The sequence below is a fragment of the Halobacillus salinarum genome (assembly GCF_022919095.1).
In the GTDB taxonomy this organism is placed as follows: Bacteria; Bacillota; Bacilli; order Bacillales; family Halobacillaceae; genus Halobacillus_B; species Halobacillus_B salinarum.
On record NZ_CP095073.1, the window covers coordinates 468,719 to 485,608 of the forward strand.

Consider the following 16,890-nt stretch of genomic DNA (forward strand, 5'->3'; position numbering starts at 1 on the left):
AGAGGGGAGAGAGTGCCATGGCGTTTCCTGCGTTAGAAACAAAGCGGCTGAACTTAGTCCAAGTGAGTGAGGAGCATACCGAAAGCTATTTTGAAGTCATGTCAAACGCCGAAGTCACGAAGTATTACGGCATGGATGCTTTACAACATAGGGAGGACGCCGTACAAATCATCGACTCGTTCCAGAAGACGTATGAATCCAAGCGGGGCATCCGGTGGGGCATGGTGCTAAAAGCGACCGGCGAATTCGTGGGCACCCTGGGCCTCAACAACTTAAGCACGTGGAGCAAAAAGGCGGAGATTGGCTATGAATTACATCCTTCCCATTGGGCGAAAGGCCTTACCACTGAAGCCGTGAAAGAAGTGCTGCGCTATGCTTTTGAAGAGCTGGACTTGTACCGGATGGGCGGTGACTTATCCGCAGAATGAAGCGTCCATCCAGCTGCTGAAGCGGTTAGGTTTTGCACAGGAAGGGCTGTTGAGAGGATATCTTTATCAAAACAATCAATCTCACGATGCCGCCATTTTTTCCTTGTTAAAGCCGGAATGGAACGAGGATTCGCTAGGCCCCTTTTCGTTCGAAACATTAGAATCAGTCTGTAATCTTTACTAAAGTGTGGGGGATATAATGAATCGTTTAGAAAAAATTGCTGAGGTCCCCGTCATAGAAACGGAACGCCTCCTGCTTCGAAAAATTACTATCGATGACGCAGAAGATATGTATGTCTACGCTTCAGATGAAGAAGTCACGAAATCGGTAACGTGGGAGACCCATGCTTCCTTAACCGATACCATTGAATTTATCGAGACTTTTATCCCCCGCTATGATGCCCCTTGGGGAATTGAGCTTAAGGAAAACGGGAAATTCATAGGAACCGTCCACTTTGTTTGGTGGCAGCCGGAACACGCTTGTGCAGAACTCGGCTATGTGCTGTCGAAAGACTACTGGGGCCGAGGGTTAATTACCGAAGCTGTGAGAGCGGTCATTTCTTTTGGCTTCGATCAGCTGGACTTAGTGCGCATCCAGGCGAGGTGCTTTGTAGATAACAAAGGTTCGGAGCGGGTGATGAACAAGGCAGGGATGTCTTATGAAGGGATCAGTAGAAAGGCCATGTATGTAAAAGGGGAGCACAAAGACTTAAAGGTGTACGCTGTCATAAACGAATAAGGGGCGCTTGGAGAGAAAACATCCAGGCGTCTTTTTTTTGAGAAAAAGAAAACCCAGCTTCAGAGAAACTGGGCTGGTGAGCTTATTGATAGTTAATGATCGCCGGGTTCGGATCAAGCTTCAAGACATCCTCCGGCTTCATAACGGGCTGGTCTTTACTATAGAACACCTTAAAGCCGCCGTACTGAACCGGGTCGTTGCGGACAAATTTGCGATAGAGCGACATTTTGGTTGGTGAGTCGCCCCAGCCGTCAAAGTTTAACGCGACTTCGACGTTGTCGGTCGGTTTAATGCCCTGCTTGTTCGTCACGGCCGCATCGGTGAACTGGTGGACGAGTACGATTTTGTCCGGCAGGTTGTTTTCTTCAACGAGCTTGTCTACGTAATTCACCGCTTTCTGGACTTCTGAGCCGTCGACGTGGCCGAGATTGACCCCGGGTACTTCGCCTTTATCGACGTGGAATTCCGTATCGATCGCCAGGTGCACGTAAGGGAGCTTCAGCCATTTTTCAATCAGCTTTACCTGGTGCATAACACTGTCACGGCCAAGCTGGACATCCAGCATAAGCAGCGCATTGTTTTCTTTGGCGAGCTTGGCGTATTCTTCAATGTCATCCTTGGACGTCATGTGATAATACTTGCCGTTCGGGCCGGGATTGCGCTGGGCGATGGTGGTAATCAGCTCAATCGTCGGCACGGCCGGGTGGGACGGATCCGCATTCGAGTAAGCCTGTGTCTGCTCCTTCAGCTTTTTCATGAGAGCGTTCGGCTCCATCGTGCCGAGAATCCCCATCTGCGTGGAATGAGGGTTGCCGTAATAGGTGACGAGCCGGTATTTCTTCAACGGGCCGTTCGTTTTGTCTTCCGTGCCTTTCATGAGGGTGTTGCCGACAGGAATCATTCGCGTGCGGTCATCGCCGTGCGCTTCGACGACCGGCATTTTATTCACGTCCTCTTTCGACATCGTTTCCTTCAAAGGCTTGGCGTCGTCAGCCGGCTGGAGTGCCTTGAAAGGCTGTTCTGGTTCTTTTTCCTTCTCTTCCTTTTTCTTTTCTTCAGAATCCGAAGCTTCTTTATCTTTTTCTTTATCTTCCGACTGATTATCCTTCGCGTTTTCCTCAGATTTCTGGTCGTCTTTCCCGTCCTCCTCCGGTGAGGTCGAGGTCTTCTCCGTACACGCTGCCAGCATGCCGACGAGAAGCACGGCTGCAAGCAGGAGATAGATTTTCTTCATGCTGTTCACTTCCTTTATGTAGATGATGGGCTCTAGCAATCTATGTAAAGCGGTTTCTATATTTTAACATATTTTGCTATGGTTCGAGTTTCTTTTACTACAATTTTATGGATATGTAACATATGGAAATATTGGACAGCTTTAGGGGTTCAAATCATATTGCACAACCGCGGTTCATAAGCTGATGGTAGTGATGAATTTCAGCCAAGAGTTCCTGAATAGGAGGATACTATGAAGCTAGCTTTAGGAACGGTACAGCTCGGGCTCTCGTATGGAGTGGCCAACCAGTCAGGCAAGCCCGCAAGGCAGGAAGCCTTCAACATCATCGATTACGCGGTGAAGCGCGGGGTGGACGTGCTTGATACGGCTGCTGCGTACGGGGAAAGCGAGGAAATCATCGGGGCTTATTTTTCCAAAAACCCTCCCCGCCACAAAGTGCGCATCATTACGAAAATCCCTGGGATTGACGCAGGTACGAATGAAAAATGGGTCGTGCCGGCTACTATTCAAAAGTCTCTCGCTGATTTACAGCTTACCCGGCTGGACGGCTGCCTGCTGCATGATCCCAAAAACATAGATTCTCACGGCGGCGCGGTTATGCGCGAGCTTATGGCCTTAAAGAAACAGGGAACAGTTGAAAAAATTGGCGTATCCGTCAACAAGCCGAGTGAAGTGGAGCGGTTTCTTGAGCTTGACGGGCTGGATATCATCCAGGTGCCGCTGAATGTCTTCGACCAGCGGTTAACTCAGAGCGGCCTGCTCGGAAAGCTTTCGCAAAAAGGGGTGGAAATACATACGAGAAGTGCCCTGCTCCAGGGGCTGTTAGTGATGGATCCAGACCAGCTTCCGGCCAATCTCACCTTCGCCCGCCAGCCTCTCCTGGACTTTCAGAAGCTTGCCGCTTCCGTACATCTGACTCCGGCCGAGCTTGCTTTGTTGTTTGTGCGTGATTTGCCGGAGGTGGATAAACTCGTGATCGGTTGCGAGACCGTCCGTCAGCTTCAGGAAAACGTGCGAATCTATCAGCTGCCGCCGTTAAAAAAAGAAATCATCGAGCTTGTAAAAACGACTTTTGCCCATATGCCTGAACAAATCATTACGCCAAGCCGTTGGGGGAATATAGAACATGGATAACCTGTTTGACTTAACCGGAAAAACGGTCATCGTAACAGGCGGAGCCGGGTATTTAGGCGCCGCAATGTCAGAGGGGCTCGCCCGGCACGGAGCGGATGTCATGATCGTAAGCCGCGACAAAAAGAAATGCCGAGAGCTCGCGGAGCAATTAAATCGTAAGTACAACGGGAACAGTAAAGGCTACAGCATCGATGTGTCCGACAGCCAGTCAATTATCGCGACCTATGAGCAAATTTATAACGAGCATCATCAAATTGATGGGCTCGTGAACAATGCTTATTACGGAGCGGCCGGAGCGGTGGACACGATTAAGGAGGAGGACTGGGAAAAGGGGATCGACGGGTCGATCCATAACGTCTTCCGTAATGTGAAAGCCGTGCTTCCTTATATGCTGCAGCAGAAAAACGGCGTCCTTATCAACATTTCCTCGATGTACGGCATCGTTTCCCCGGAGCCGTCGGTGTACGGCGATTCCGGCTTTGACAATCCCGCGAATTACGGGGCAGGAAAAGCAGCGATTATCCAGTTCACCCGCTATTTGGCGTGCCATTACGGTTCTAAAGGCATCCGTGCGAATTGCATCTCCCCAGGGCCTTTTCCGAGTGATGACGTCCAGCAGAATACGACGTTCATTGGGAATCTACAGAAGAAAACGCCGCTCGGGAGAATTGGTAAGCCTGAGGAACTGCAGGGAGCCGTCGTGTTTTTAGCCTCTGAAGCATCGAGCTATGTGACCGGCCACAACTTAGTTGTTGATGGCGGCTGGACGGCATGGTAATTTAAGGTAAAGGGTGGTCCATCCGGAGCGGGTGGATTATTTTTTTGCCGGCGGGGGAGGGAGCTCGAGCCTAGGAGCAGGAAAGAAAAGATGATGATAGGGAGTGTCATTATTGTTGGATTGCTCCTTACAGCCATTCTATTTCGTATAGATAAGAACCAGCACCAGGAGGAACACCTTACGCTTAAACCATTTGCTGCCTTTGCAAAACAACAACAGTTCACTACGATGCAAATTTCAGGTTCACTTAATTGAACGATATAGTTAGGAGAGTGCAAGTCTATCGAACCAACTACGTGCGTGTGTTGTCATAAAAAACTTAAATACCGGGATGTTCTAGTGGGCAATATGTTTTATTCTGTTTTGGCGTGCAGGGAGTGCGGCTGTACGCAAAGGATGATTTTTCCGTCAAGGCTTATCGTTGTGGGAGTAGTGTTGATTCCAATGCTTATGATTGGGGTATGGATACAACCTTTTCAATCTGACATGATGAATATCCTCTTCAGTTTTTTGTGGTTTTTCATTGGTTTCCCCATCACTCCGTACTTAACGAAGTACAAGCACGTGCCTGAACCATCTAAGGATCATTCTGCCGAATAGGTGATTAGTTTAGGAGTTTAGAGGGTTTCACACATGAACCTAGAATTCTCTTATTAGGGAGGGATTTCGTGTTTGTTCACTTATACGAGTATCAAATCAACCCTGAAAATGTCGAAGATTTTCTTCACCTGCAAGCAGACGTTGCGAGGATTTATCAAGAATACATCGCCTGTGACTTTCTGTTTTTACAGGACATGAACGACCGCGGCAGGTGGATGGAGATGAACGAATTTCCTTCTCATACCGAATACATCAGGCTAATGAAAAACATCAATGACGATTCCCGCATCGCACATAAATGGCAGGAAGTCCGCCGTTTATGTGCTGGAGATGCCTTCAACGAACGCTCCTTTAAAACCATTCGCACCTCAAGAGACCTTTTACCCGCCGAATCATTTGCCAAACTGTACCGCTACACGATTGACCCGGAAAAAATAGACCAGTATCTGCATATCCAAGCCGACGCAGGCAGCGTCTATGATCAATATATCCGCGGAGCCTCGCGCCACCTTCACGACCTGAATGGAAATGGAGACATCGTGGAACTGCAATGCTTTTCCAGCAAAAGAGACTATGATTCAAGTATGGAAACGGTCAATGAAACAGAGCAGGTCCAAGCATTATGGGAGGAATTTTTACAGACGTTAACTCATGGGGAGGATGACATTACAGAGGAAAGCTTTATCGTCCATACATTCAAATAGGAGGGTGTTTTACATGGTCAACCGCGCCATGAACGTTAGAGTCGTCGATTACGATCGGAACTGGAGCGAATTATTTCACAAAGAAGAGAAACTGATCAAAAACATCTTCAAAGACGAACTGCTTGAGATCCATCATATCGGCAGCACGTCGGTGCCGAATTTAAAAGCAAAGCCAATTATCGATATCATGCCTGTCGCTGAAAATATAGAAAATATAGACCACTACAATGACCAAATGGTCGAGATCGGTTATGAGCCGCTTGGGGAATTCGGCATTGCAGGACGCCGGTATTTCCGAAAAGGCGGGGAAAATAGAACCCACCAAATTCATATGTTCCAATCTGACAATACGCATGAGATTGAGCGGCATCTCGCTGTCCGCGATTATCTCACCGCTCATCCGGAAGCAGCCGCGGAGTATGGTAACTTGAAAGCGCGTCTGGCAGAGAAATTCCCTGCAGACATTCAAGGCTATATGGACGGGAAAGATGAGTTTGTGAAAAAACTGGAACAGCGGGCGCTTGCCTGGAAGCAGGCGGGTGGCTGAAAAAAAGGAGTGAAAAAGCTTTACGCGCCACTTAGACTGGGTGGCAGGAGCTGGCGCGTGGTCAAAAGCCGATTGTGAAAACCATAATGGTGCGCACGATGACGATGGCAATCGTTAAAAACATGCTCTTCCAGGCTGAACTTACGCTCTTTTTTAACAGGATGCAGATGATTGATACGATGATCCCTACGCCCCCGATTAACCCGGCTACCCCAAAGGTGTAGGCTGTGACACTAAAAGTTAAGGTGAAAAAGGGAAAAAAATAAAGTAAGGATAAATATCTTTCGTTTTCTACTGCCATAATAATCTTCCTTTCAAGATGATGAAGCTATGCCCTAATGTTACGCCATTTTTGAAAAATTGACGAGTCGAAGACAGGTTCCGTTTGTGCGTATGGAAAATAACGAAGCAGCGTTTTTTATAAGTCTAATCTCGATTCAATTAAGTACTGATCAACAGTGACCGCACCACCTGGGAAATAGGATAATGAAAGCACTCCTTTTTCTGAATAAAATTTAAGCTCTCCAATCGGTTCTGGTAATCCTATATCCTCCTTGATTTCCCGGTTAGAGCGATTGATCTCCTTAACGATTCTCTTAATCTCTTGTTCTTCTGTGATCGCTTTTACTACTTTTTCGTTTTTCACAAGCTCTATCTTCGAGTAATTACCAGGAAGTAAAGGTTCACTTTTGGTCACGAGATATCCTGTTAGTCCGCCCAGCAAAACAAAGACTAGGAGAACGGTCATCGCTTTTTTCACACGAACACTTCCCTCTACTGTCGATCTCCATTTATTGTAAAACAAGTGAGGCCATTTTTAAAAAAGGAGGTCCGAGCCAATTGAAAAAATCTCTTCGTTTTTCAGCCTGTCTGACTTTATTCATCGTGCTCCTCGCTGCATGTGAAGCGGATCGTCAACCCGCAGACGAGACCTCAACGGATGGCACAGAGGCTTCGGTGGAAGCGGAAGAGCAGGATAAAGAGTGGGACCTTTCTCCAACGTTTACCTACAAAACCAAGTCGGACGGAGAACCTGCTGCTTATGAGGTCACGGGAAACAAAAATGGATTTGGCATCACGGGCCCGTTTCCCATCGTATCGAGTAAACCGAATAAGTATTTCTGGCTTTACTGGGGAGGCGAAAACTTGAAAGATCGTCCTGTAAAAATAACAGGTCATAAAAAAGGTTCAAAGGAAGAGGTTCAGATCTTTACAGGCGAGTTTACGAAGTCGGTTCAATTGAACGAAAATGAAGCCAACATGCCTTCTAACCTGAAATTTCCTTCCTCAGGTATTTGGAAGCTGAGCGTGCTGGTCGATGGGGAAGCGCAAGGGAACATAGTGGTGGAGGTTGTTTCTAAGTAACGTATCCAAGCCAACAAAGGAGGGGTTTTTTGCTGTTTTTCGTCGCGCCTGCCATTACCGTAGCTATCATAGGTTTTATCTTTTCAAAAGTCTATCAAGGTAAGGAAAAAGTAGATAAAGGATACGCGGTTAATTATTTTCGATTGAGTTATCGAAGAAGGATGATGCGCACGTGGACATCACTGCCGATTTCTCTAGGTGCGGTCCTTGTGATTCTTCTGTTCACCGACTATTCTTTTATCACCAACTTGATTCTAGTCGTCTTTTTTTTGGCGCTCTTTTTCGGGGAGTTCTATTACAACTACCGGAAGTGGAAGCAGGAAGAAAAGGCAGAGGATTTATAGGAGCAGGGAGGACGTAAGGATGAATAAAACGAAACTCGATTTAGACAAAATCATTTTTATAGGAAGAACTTACGAGGAATATATCGATATGTTTGCACTCACCGAAGAACACCTGCAGGGGAAAAATATTCTCGACTGTCCAGCCGGAGCCTGTTCGTTTACGGCGAAGGCGCGGGAGCAAGGAATCAGCGTAACCGCATGTGATATCGCCTACGATCATTCGGTAGAAGCCCTTGAAAAGAAAGGGCAGGAGGATATCAGCCACGCGCTTGTACATATGAAAAAAGCGGAAAGCAATTATGTGTGGGATTATTTTCACAATCTTGAATCGCTCGGGGACCACCGTAGAACAGCTTTAGAAGACTGCATACGCGGTATGGAGGTCAACCGCGGCCATTATCTTCCGGTCGAGCTGCCGGAGCTGCCTTTTCACGATCAGCAGTTTGATCTGACTTTATCGGCGCATTTTCTTTTTATGTATGCGGACCGACTTGATGTGGAGTTTCATAAACAAACGCTGGAAGAACTCATCAGAGTCACAAAAGAAGAACTGCGGTTGTTTCCTTTAATTGATTTAGAAGGCCATCGGTATCCGCACCTGGACGAAATCATTTCGTTTCTCCATGACCAAGGCTGTGACGTGGAGGAAGTGAACGTAGGCTATGAGTTTCAAGCCGGCGGAAATACGATGTTAAAGGTTAGGCGGTTGTAATTTTACATAAAGTGAATCGCCTGCTGAGTCGTCCACGTTCCGCTGCTGAACGCATGGTAGTTGGTGACGGCTGCTTGAAAGTCTCGTTCACTGATGGTCGCTGTGGCATCATAGACGACAGCGGTTTGAAAGCCGTTTTCAATTAAATCGCGCATATGGGACTCGACGCACACATTGGACAGTACACCTGCCAGGATGACGTTCTCTTTTCTATGCTGGCGTAATTGGTAGACTAAATCATTGGTCTGGGGACTTGCGACTTTATGAGCGGTTGCGACAACCGTGCGCCGGTCTAAAATAAACGGCTTCAGAGCCGGCACCCAGTCTCCGCCCGGGGAAGGGGGAGTATAGGCGTTTTGCTTTTGATAGACCCGGAGGTGCAGGAGCATTTGCTGTTCAGCGCCGGTCATCTGCCACTGGTAATCGTGAGGATAAATATAATGCGGGGAAATAAACAGCTGGTACCCTTTGTGGAAGGCTGTTCGCAGTAAAAGCTCCAGGTTGTGCAGTGTATGGTACTTTTCTATCGTCTCTTTCGTTAAATGGTACCCTTTTCCTCCCGGAGAGAGAAAATCATTATGGGGATCAGTGATAACGATGGCCGTGTGGTCGGGATGTGGTGTAAGCATGCCGTGTTCCTCCTATGTATTTATTCTTCACGAAAAATATATGGGAGGAAGACCGGTTCCATGACGTTTTTTAATCATCCATGATAATTGAAAAAATCAAGCGAGAAGTGAGGCTACTTCCCAAGTTTTTCGTTATAGCGCTTGATTTTATAATCGGTGAGCGCGAGCGCTTCATCGATTTGCTTCCGCTGTTCCAACAGGTTTTCGCGCTGCCTGGTAATGATTTTAAGCCGTTCGGCAAGGGAAACCTTGGGTCGTCAATTTGCACAGCGAAGATTTTTGTTAAGTCCTCGATGCTCATATTCGTTGCCCTGAAGCATTTAATCATCTCAAGCGTGTACATGTCCTCGTCCGAAAACAGGCGGTAGCCGTTGTTGTCCCGTTGTAAGTTCGGGAGCAGGCCCACCCGGTCATAATAACGGATCGTATCTGCCGCGATCTTCAATTCCTCTGCTGCCTGCTTGATGGTTTTAGCCATGCGGATGCCCTCCAAATTCGAAGTTCTCGTTCGTATGGGATAAATTATACCAGAACAAGCCTGGTGTTTGCTTTGGAGTGCACTTATAGGTTTAAAGTAGAAGGTGAATAAAACGTACCTTAAAGAAAAGGGGAATGGAAATGGAACCGATCACGAAGCAAAATCCGATTCATTCAGGCTTTGGAGCTGAGACCACAGCGCAGGAAGTCATCGGCGGCGAGGATTTAAGTGGAAAGGTTGCGATCGTCACTGGGGGCTATTCAGGAATCGGGCTAGAAACGACGAGAGTGCTCGCTCAAGCTGGCGCTGAAGTCGTTGTTCCTGTGAGAAATAGGGAGAAGGGGGAGCGTGCTTTAGCCGGAATTCCGAATGTGGAGATCGATACGATGGATTTGATGGATCAAGAATCGATTGACGCTTTTGCCCGTCGCTTTCTAGAAACCCACCGGCCGCTTCATATCCTGATCAACAGTGCAGGAGTGATGGCGCCGCCGCTCCGGAGGGATGAACGAGGCTATGAATCTCAATTTTCCACCAATCATCTCGGCCACTTTCAGCTGACAGCAAGGCTTTGGCCGGCGCTGAAAAAAGCCGGCGGAGCAAGAGTGGTCGCTGTTTCCTCGAGAGGCCACCGGCTTGGCGGAATGAACTTTGACGATCCTCATTATCAATCAACTGCGTATGATAAATGGAAGGCTTATGCGCAGTCGAAAACCGCCAATGTATTATTCGCGCTTAAACTGGATGAGTTAGGAAAAGACGAAGGCATCCGGGCATTTTCTGTGCACCCGGGGCTGATCCCTACGACAGACCTCGGAAGAGATTTAACCGAGAAGGAAATGGGACCGAAGCCCGTGAAAAAAGGGGCAATGGAAGACATGTTCAGCGAACTGAAAGCTTCGTTTAAATCCATCGAGCAGGGGGCTGCGACGAGTGTGTGGTGTGCGGTGAGCCCGCAGCTGAATGGCCGCGGCGGAGTGTATTGTGAGGATGTCGATATAGCTGAAGCCGTGCCTGAAGACAGCGAAAAAGAGCACGGGGTCCGCCCGTGGGCGATTGATCAGGAAAGCGCTGAGCGGTTATGGACACTCAGTGAAAACATGACCGGCGTTTCGTTTCCGGAATAAGGTGGTTGTTTAACGTGCGACTCCATCAAGGAGCCGTTCACTTCAACTGGAAAGAAGGTTCTGTATGCAGGAGCAGATAAAGATTGTGCCTTTAACGAACGACTTAATAAAAGATGTCAACGCAGTAAATGATCCTTTCCCGATTTTCGGCAAAATTGTCCCGAGCTTTCATCACGGCTCCTGGTCTACCGAAGAGGTGCTGTTTGCTGAGCCTGAAGAAACTAGCTTCCCTGACGACCACCTGGACTGGGAGTCGTATATCGACCGAGACGAAAAAGCCCTTTTTCTCGCTTATCTGCATGATGAATGCATCGGGCAGCTGAGAATCATCAAGGATTTTACACGGTTTTGCTATATTGAAAACATCGCGGTAAAAAAAGAAGTTAGAAAGCATGGCGTCGGGGCTTTGCTCCTGAAGAAAGCTGAGGAATGGGCCCGCGGGCATCAGCTGATCGGCCTGTCGCTGGAAACCCAGGATGATAATTTAGCCGCGTGCCGGTTTTACATGAAACATGGATTTCAGCTCGGAGGCATGGATCTCTACAGGCATTTACACAACCCGCATATCGACAAGGCTTTGTTCTGGTATAAACCCTTTTAAGAAGCGCAGTAGAAAGCATGACCCGCTCATTTTCCACGGGTCATGCTTTTTTTCTAGAGGATTCCGGGCAGCTCAGTCGAAGTAGTTTAATAGATGCTTTTTACTCGGTACGGAATTTTTTTAGAAAAATTCCATCAGTTTCTCCTCCTCACGCGTTATCTACATGAGAGACAAATAAGCCGGCTGTTGAAATAACCGATAAAGTGAGTGATCTGTGTGGAAGTGAGTGATTTATATGAAACGTTAAAGCACGATTTGCACCGGTTTGCGAATTCAATCGCCCGTCACGAGCAGGAAGGCAAGGATCTCGTTCAGGATGCTTTAGTGAAATCGCTGGAGCAGGAGGACTTGCTGGAGTGGCCGCGCCATAAGCAGAAAGCGTGGTTTTACCGGGTGATAAAAAATAAGCTGATCGACCAGCGCAGAAAGGACCAGCGCTTATCCAGCTGGGAAGAGGATCTCGATTTTCCAGTCGAAGAGCTGACCGGACGCCGGCTTGAGACGGTGGAGCTCTTATCAAAGCTTCCCAGTGATCAGAGCGACATTGTCTTCAAGCGCTACTGGGTCGGCCTTTCCAGCAAGGAAATCGGCGAGCAGCTCGAGCTTCCCGCTTCCACGGTCCGTTTCAAACTGCAGCAGGCGATGAAGCGATTACGAAACTATTTTGAGGAGGAATAAGGATGAGTCAGCGTATCGGAAACATTGGAAAACTCAATTTAATTCATGCGACAGAAGAGAGTATTGCGGAAATTGAAGAAATCGAAAATGTGGGGATTGTCTTCTACCGGAAGCAGACGTCCCATCTGTTAAACAAAATGAATATCGAAAATGTCGGGCTGTGCCTCGAGATTCCGGAGGGTTATACGTTTGTCGATGAGATGATTGAAATTGACGAGTCGTATCTCCAGTCCATAACGGAGCCTGTGAAGCTGTTTGCTGAGGATGACGTCATGATTGCAGAAAGTGTGCAGCCGGAGCAGCTGCGTAACGCCCCGGTCGAACTTATGGTCGCCGGCACGGTCTATTGTCCGAAGCACCTGGCCGGGGCGGTCTACTCGTTGTTTTCAGAAGGGACGGCCAAAGTAAAGACGTACGAAGAAGCGATTTTCCGGTTTGAAAAAGGTTCGTTTGAGCTCACCAATGGACACTTAAACGCCCTTGAAAAGCCATTGTATCTGGTCGTCAGCGGCAAGCTTCACTTTTCGCCTGACCTGGACATGGACCTCTATAAAGAGAAGCTGTATAAGCTGGAAGTAAAAGGGCTCGTCTCCGTATTTGAGAGCCAGGAACCGTATTTTTATCAAAAGTCAGACGGCTTGAAAGGCAAGGTTGACGTCATTCCGGACGGCTACCAGGTGGCTGACAAAATGCTGAGGATCAACGGCAGATCCATCCGCCGCTTTAAAAACGCGAAGCTGTTTACGAAAAAACCAATCTTACTGGAAGCGGACGTGACACGGGAACAACTTTCCCATGCCTTTGAAGCGATCCATTCGTCTTCGATTATCGTCTGTCAGGAGGAGCTTGAGGATCTTGTTTACGAACGTTCGCCGCTGCTTGAAACCGAGGTGCTCTCTTATAAGGACCGGTTCATTTTTATTGAAGGTGAAGAGCAGTGGACGAAAGAGCAGCTGGAAGCGTTGGACCATCCGGCCGCCTTTATCGTCTCCGGCCAGCTGCGCTTCGATGACGGCGTGGATGCCGCAAGCTTAGCACATGGAATGGCTTCTCTTGATATTTTAGGGGAAGTAGTTATTCCGAGCAAAAGTGTGAAAGGCGAGCTGCAGAAGTTCGTCCGCGTCCATCACGGCCTCTTCCGCGAAGCCAGGGCAGGAAAAGAACAGAAAGGCTTATCGAACTTAGGTGAGCTCACTTTATAAGATTAGGAGGCTGCTGCCTCCTAATCTTTTTTTATGGCTTTCACTATTGAATCAACAGTGGAATCACAATTTTATTAATGCGTTCTTCTACGCTCATAAAAAAGGGTGCCAAATATTTTTTTACACCATCTGTCCATGATATTGACCAATCTGGTCATTGGTGCTATTCTTGAAATGACCGAAGTGGTCAAATAATCAGCGGAAGGAGATTACAGTCATTAATTCCAATTTTCATAAATTAACAGGTGATAAGAAAGAGCTGATTATTAACGCATCCATCAAGGAATTCGTCCAAAATGGATTTGATAAAGCTTCCACAAACGAAATTGTCAAAGAGGCTCAAATCTCTAAAGGCTCCTTATTTAATTATTTTAATAACAAGAAAGACCTGTATGTCTATTTAATCGATTACAGCGTGCAAATGATTGAGCAGCTTTATGAACACATTGATTTAACAGAAAGGGATCTTTTTAAAAGGCTCGAAAATATAGGTATACAGAAATTGTACATCCACAAAAAGTTCCCTCACGTCTTTGATTTTCTGGCTAATTCCCTTCAGGAGGAGTCGCCTGAAGTCAAAGATACGATTAGGAGCAAAGTGGATGAAGTCTATGAACGAGGCACGAGGATGATCTATCAGGATATTGATTACTCCATGTTCCGTGAAGACCTCGATATCGAAAAGGCGATTGAAATTCTGAATTGGACGATGTTCGGATTTGGAGATAAAGCTATCAAGCAAATCAATACTTTTGAAGACATGAGGGAATTCGGAGAGCAGTATCTTAAAGAATGGGAGAACTACGCGGAAATATTGAAGCGTAGCTTTTATAAAGAAGGTTAGCATCTCGCGGTTGGATAACGGGACAGATGGCTGCCTGAAAAGTCCATAGGAGAAAGATACTAGAAAAGGAGTGTCGTGTTATGCCGGAATTTGTGAATATCCAGGGGTTACAAAAGAAATTCGGTAAGTTTCAGGCGTTGAGTGATGTGGCATTCACGGTAGAGGCTGGAGAAGTGGTCGGTTTTATTGGACCTAATGGAGCTGGTAAATCGACGACGATCCGTATTTTACTGGGAATTATTAAACGAGATGCCGGTACTGCGGAAATATTCGGTAAGGATGTGTGGAAAGACAGTCTTGAAATTCACAAACGCATATCCTACGTTCCAGGGGACGTCACCTTGTGGGGGAACCTGAGTGGTGGTGAAATTATCGATTTGTTTCTGAAACTACATGGCGGGGGAGACAAGGAAAAACGCGATTATTTAATTAAACGGTTTGAGCTGGATCCTAAGAAAAAAGCCAAAGGATATTCGAAAGGGAATCGTCAAAAGGTTGGTTTGATCGCAGCCTTAGCCGCTGATTCGGATTTATACATTTTTGATGAACCCACGTCAGGACTCGATCCTTTAATGGAGGCGATTTTCCAGGAAGAAGTTGAAAAACTTAAAGAAGCAGGGAAATCCATCCTGTTATCCTCTCATATATTGAGTGAAGTAGAGCGCTTGGCCGACAGGGTTGTCATCATCCGCCAAGGGGAGATCGTGGAGTCCGGCAGTCTTGATGAACTGCGCCATTTGACTCGTTCCACCATTACGATTGCAACAGAAGGCGATGTAGCTGAAATGGCTGGTGTTAAGGGCGTGTTTGATTTTGAACAAAAGGATCAACAAGCGACCTTTTCAGCAGAGCATCAATACCTTGATGATATTTTGAGAGAAGCAAGCAAGCTCGGGGTTAAGAAATTTGAATCGGTGCCGCCGACGCTTGAAGATTTGTTCATGCGCCATTATGAAGGATAACCGTCTGAAAGGAGGAGGAAATACGATGGAAGAGAAATTTGCACGCTGGCATACGCTGTTCCTGCTCTATCTGAAGCGCGATTGGAAAAAAATCATGGTCTGGGTGTTAGGACTCGGGTTATTTTCGGCGGCCTATGTTCCCGCTTTTCAGGAAATCGGGAAAGGCCAGGGATTGGCCGGCATGTACGAAACGCTGAAGAATCCTGCGATGATCGCTATGGTAGGACCGACACCGGTGGAAAGCGCTGCAGACTATACGATCGGCGCGATGTATTCCCATGAAATGCTGCTGTTCTGTGGTTTGTTTGCCATGGTCATCGCTGCTTTACACGTAGTCAGCCATACACGAAAAGAGGAGAATCTCGGGCTCACTGAAATCGTACGCTCCTTTCAAATCGGCCGTCAGGCAAACTCATTTGCCGTAATGATGGAAGTGGTGCTGATCAACGTCTTATTAGCGCTGTTGATCAGCGGTGTAATGATGAGCTTTGGAACAGAGACGATTACGGTGGAAGGTTCCTTTTTATTCGGCGCATCCATCGGAATGGCTGGAATTCTAGGTGCCGGAATTGCTCTCGTTATGGCACAGGTGATGCCTGCTTCCTCAGGGGCGACCGGTTCAGCACTTGGAATCATCGGACTCCTGTACATTATTCGGGCGGGAACAGATGTCTCCAATGTAGATCTGTCCATGCTGAATCCGATGGGGTGGACCTATTTAACGTATCCCTTTACAGAAAATCACTGGAGCCCGGTTATGTTTGCCGTCATGTTCAGCTTAGTTATGATGGTCATCGCTTTTGCCCTTGAAGGTGCCCGCGATATGGGAGCCGGCTATCTTCCTGAAAGAGAAGGACGGGAAAGGGCCAGGAAATCATTATTATCTGTCCGCGGATTATTGATCAGGATTAACAAAGGTGTGATCATCAGCTGGTTGATTGCATTTGTAGTGATGGGAGCAGCCTACGGTTCCATTTATGGGGATATGCAAACCTTTCTTGAAAGTAGCGAAATCGTCCAGCAGATGTTTACACATTCAGGAGCCACCATTGAAGAATCATTTACAGGGACGATCATGATGGTCATGATTGGGTTAGTTTCCATTTTACCTATCGTCCTTGTAAACAAACTTTTCGCTGAAGAAAGCCGTGCCCACTTAAACCAGCTTTTTGCGACAAGAGTGACCCGCAGCCGGTTTTATTGGACCACGCTTGGCTTAGCTATGGCTGCCAGTTTATCAGGAATATTATTAGCGGCAGCAAGCCTTGGCGGGACGGCCATCTCAGCCATGGGTGAGCAATCAACGATGGGAATGATGGACTTTCTAGCAGCCGGCTTCAACTTTTTACCATCCGTATTATTCTTTACCGGTTTAGCGGCTTTAGCTCTCGGCTGGGCACCAAAACTAGGCAAAGTAGTGTATATGTATCTGGCCTATTCCTTTTTACTGAACTATTTCGGAGGAATATTAGACTTGCCGGAATGGTTTTCGAATACAGCCATCCAAAGCTGGATCCCAAGATTGCCGCTGGAAGATTTTGATATGCCGATTTTTGTTACGATTACCGTGATCAGCATTGCTTTCATGGTGATTGGATTCCTTGGTTATCATCGCCGGGATTTAGTGGAAGGGACTTAACCTTTTTTGTCAATGTAATGCTGAGGTCGAGCTTTATATAGAGAGTTCGAAACCAATCGATGTGAAAAAGTCTTCTCTCACATTGGTTGGTTTTTTTGAATGGAGAGCGCAGGGACGTGGAGTTTTTTAAAATTTCTTGGGTGAG

22 protein-coding genes and 1 pseudogene are annotated in these 16,890 nt (G+C 47.1%); 18 read left to right on the forward strand and 5 right to left on the reverse strand.

Annotated elements, in window-relative coordinates:
* Nucleotides 1-17: 17 nt before the first annotated feature.
* A complete protein-coding gene (locus MUN89_RS02560; RefSeq protein WP_396266072.1) occupies nucleotides 18-428 on the forward strand; it encodes a GNAT family N-acetyltransferase in 411 nt (136 codons plus the stop codon).
* Nucleotides 429-627: 199 nt separating this feature from the next.
* Nucleotides 628-1,167, forward strand: coding sequence for a GNAT family N-acetyltransferase (locus MUN89_RS02565; protein ID WP_244711140.1), 540 nt, complete (start codon nucleotides 628-630; stop codon nucleotides 1,165-1,167).
* Between the two features lie 82 nt (nucleotides 1,168-1,249).
* Here MUN89_RS02565 and MUN89_RS02570 read toward each other — a convergent pair whose 3' ends face one another.
* On the reverse strand, nucleotides 1,250-2,401 hold the full coding sequence (locus MUN89_RS02570; protein WP_244711142.1) for a hypothetical protein: 1,152 nt from the start codon (nucleotides 2,399-2,401) through the stop codon (nucleotides 1,250-1,252).
* 231 nt (nucleotides 2,402-2,632) lie between these two features.
* On the opposite strand from MUN89_RS02570, the gene MUN89_RS02575 reads away from it, so the two are divergent.
* From MUN89_RS02575 to MUN89_RS02595, 5 genes are all read left to right on the forward strand, one after another.
* Entirely contained in the window at nucleotides 2,633-3,535 is a 903-nt protein-coding gene (locus tag MUN89_RS02575; protein ID WP_244711144.1) for an aldo/keto reductase, read from the forward strand.
* Nucleotides 3,528-4,313: an SDR family NAD(P)-dependent oxidoreductase gene (locus tag MUN89_RS02580; RefSeq protein WP_244711146.1), complete on the forward strand. Its 786-nt coding sequence runs from the start codon at nucleotides 3,528-3,530 to the stop codon at nucleotides 4,311-4,313. Before MUN89_RS02575 ends, MUN89_RS02580 begins: the two co-directional genes overlap by 8 nt.
* A gap of 90 nt (nucleotides 4,314-4,403) precedes the next feature.
* The gene (locus MUN89_RS02585; protein ID WP_244711148.1) at nucleotides 4,404-4,568 is read left to right on the forward strand and encodes a hypothetical protein; all 165 of its coding nucleotides are present in this window, start codon (nucleotides 4,404-4,406) and stop codon (nucleotides 4,566-4,568) included.
* A gap of 413 nt (nucleotides 4,569-4,981) precedes the next feature.
* Nucleotides 4,982-5,617, forward strand: a complete 636-nt coding sequence (locus MUN89_RS02590) for an MFS transporter (protein WP_244711149.1) — start codon at nucleotides 4,982-4,984, stop codon at nucleotides 5,615-5,617.
* A gap of 13 nt (nucleotides 5,618-5,630) precedes the next feature.
* Nucleotides 5,631-6,164: a GrpB family protein gene (locus MUN89_RS02595; RefSeq protein ID WP_244711151.1), complete on the forward strand. Its 534-nt coding sequence runs from the start codon at nucleotides 5,631-5,633 to the stop codon at nucleotides 6,162-6,164.
* A 61-nt stretch (nucleotides 6,165-6,225) separates the two neighbouring features.
* Here the strand turns inward: MUN89_RS02595 and MUN89_RS02600 are convergent, their stop codons facing one another.
* Nucleotides 6,226-6,465 carry a hypothetical protein gene (locus MUN89_RS02600; RefSeq protein ID WP_244711153.1) on the reverse strand — a complete coding sequence of 80 codons (240 nt, stop codon included), beginning with the start codon at nucleotides 6,463-6,465 and terminating at the stop codon, nucleotides 6,226-6,228.
* Nucleotides 6,466-6,582: 117 nt separating this feature from the next.
* Nucleotides 6,583-6,924 (reverse strand): hypothetical protein, encoded by a 342-nt coding sequence (locus tag MUN89_RS02605; protein ID WP_244711155.1) that lies wholly within the window; start codon nucleotides 6,922-6,924, stop codon nucleotides 6,583-6,585.
* Nucleotides 6,925-7,004: 80 nt separating this feature from the next.
* On the opposite strand from MUN89_RS02605, the gene MUN89_RS02610 reads away from it, so the two are divergent.
* Genes MUN89_RS02610 through MUN89_RS02620 form a run of 3 tightly spaced genes read left to right on the forward strand, consistent with a single transcriptional unit; the run spans nucleotide 7,005 to nucleotide 8,585 of the window.
* Nucleotides 7,005-7,529, forward strand: a complete 525-nt coding sequence (locus MUN89_RS02610) for a DUF4871 domain-containing protein (protein WP_244711157.1) — start codon at nucleotides 7,005-7,007, stop codon at nucleotides 7,527-7,529.
* A 29-nt stretch (nucleotides 7,530-7,558) separates the two neighbouring features.
* Entirely contained in the window at nucleotides 7,559-7,873 is a 315-nt protein-coding gene (locus MUN89_RS02615) for a hypothetical protein (RefSeq protein ID WP_244711158.1), read from the forward strand.
* Nucleotides 7,874-7,892: 19 nt separating this feature from the next.
* On the forward strand, nucleotides 7,893-8,585 hold the full coding sequence (locus tag MUN89_RS02620) for a class I SAM-dependent methyltransferase (protein WP_244711160.1): 693 nt from the start codon (nucleotides 7,893-7,895) through the stop codon (nucleotides 8,583-8,585).
* 2 nt (nucleotides 8,586-8,587) lie between these two features.
* Here MUN89_RS02620 and MUN89_RS02625 read toward each other — a convergent pair whose 3' ends face one another.
* On the reverse strand, nucleotides 8,588-9,214 hold the full coding sequence (locus tag MUN89_RS02625; RefSeq protein WP_244711162.1) for a cysteine hydrolase family protein: 627 nt from the start codon (nucleotides 9,212-9,214) through the stop codon (nucleotides 8,588-8,590).
* 70 nt (nucleotides 9,215-9,284) lie between these two features.
* Nucleotides 9,285-9,692, reverse strand: a complete 408-nt coding sequence (locus MUN89_RS02630; protein WP_244711164.1) for a MerR family transcriptional regulator — start codon at nucleotides 9,690-9,692, stop codon at nucleotides 9,285-9,287.
* Between the two features lie 140 nt (nucleotides 9,693-9,832).
* Here MUN89_RS02630 and MUN89_RS02635 point away from each other — a divergent pair, with 140 nt between their 5' ends.
* From MUN89_RS02635 to MUN89_RS02670, 8 genes and pseudogenes are all read left to right on the forward strand, one after another.
* Complete coding sequence (locus MUN89_RS02635; RefSeq protein WP_244711166.1) at nucleotides 9,833-10,819, forward strand: oxidoreductase; 987 nt, start codon at nucleotides 9,833-9,835, stop codon at nucleotides 10,817-10,819.
* Nucleotides 10,820-10,883: 64 nt separating this feature from the next.
* Complete coding sequence (locus MUN89_RS02640; protein ID WP_244711167.1) at nucleotides 10,884-11,420, forward strand: GNAT family N-acetyltransferase; 537 nt, start codon at nucleotides 10,884-10,886, stop codon at nucleotides 11,418-11,420.
* A gap of 222 nt (nucleotides 11,421-11,642) precedes the next feature.
* A complete protein-coding gene (locus tag MUN89_RS02645) occupies nucleotides 11,643-12,098 on the forward strand; it encodes an RNA polymerase sigma factor (RefSeq protein ID WP_244711169.1) in 456 nt (151 codons plus the stop codon).
* A 2-nt stretch (nucleotides 12,099-12,100) separates the two neighbouring features.
* A complete protein-coding gene (locus tag MUN89_RS02650; protein ID WP_244711171.1) occupies nucleotides 12,101-13,300 on the forward strand; it encodes a hypothetical protein in 1,200 nt (399 codons plus the stop codon).
* Nucleotides 13,301-13,565: 265 nt separating this feature from the next.
* Nucleotides 13,566-13,685: pseudogene (locus tag MUN89_RS21790) on the forward strand (TetR/AcrR family transcriptional regulator); the annotation flags it as partial.
* Nucleotides 13,686-13,721: 36 nt separating this feature from the next.
* Nucleotides 13,722-14,144, forward strand: coding sequence for a hypothetical protein (locus MUN89_RS02660; protein WP_244711173.1), 423 nt, complete (start codon nucleotides 13,722-13,724; stop codon nucleotides 14,142-14,144).
* An 80-nt stretch (nucleotides 14,145-14,224) separates the two neighbouring features.
* On the forward strand, nucleotides 14,225-15,106 hold the full coding sequence (locus tag MUN89_RS02665; protein ID WP_244711174.1) for an ABC transporter ATP-binding protein: 882 nt from the start codon (nucleotides 14,225-14,227) through the stop codon (nucleotides 15,104-15,106).
* Between the two features lie 25 nt (nucleotides 15,107-15,131).
* Nucleotides 15,132-16,745, forward strand: coding sequence for an ABC transporter permease (locus MUN89_RS02670; RefSeq protein ID WP_244711176.1), 1,614 nt, complete (start codon nucleotides 15,132-15,134; stop codon nucleotides 16,743-16,745).
* Nucleotides 16,746-16,890: the final 145 nt, after the last annotated feature.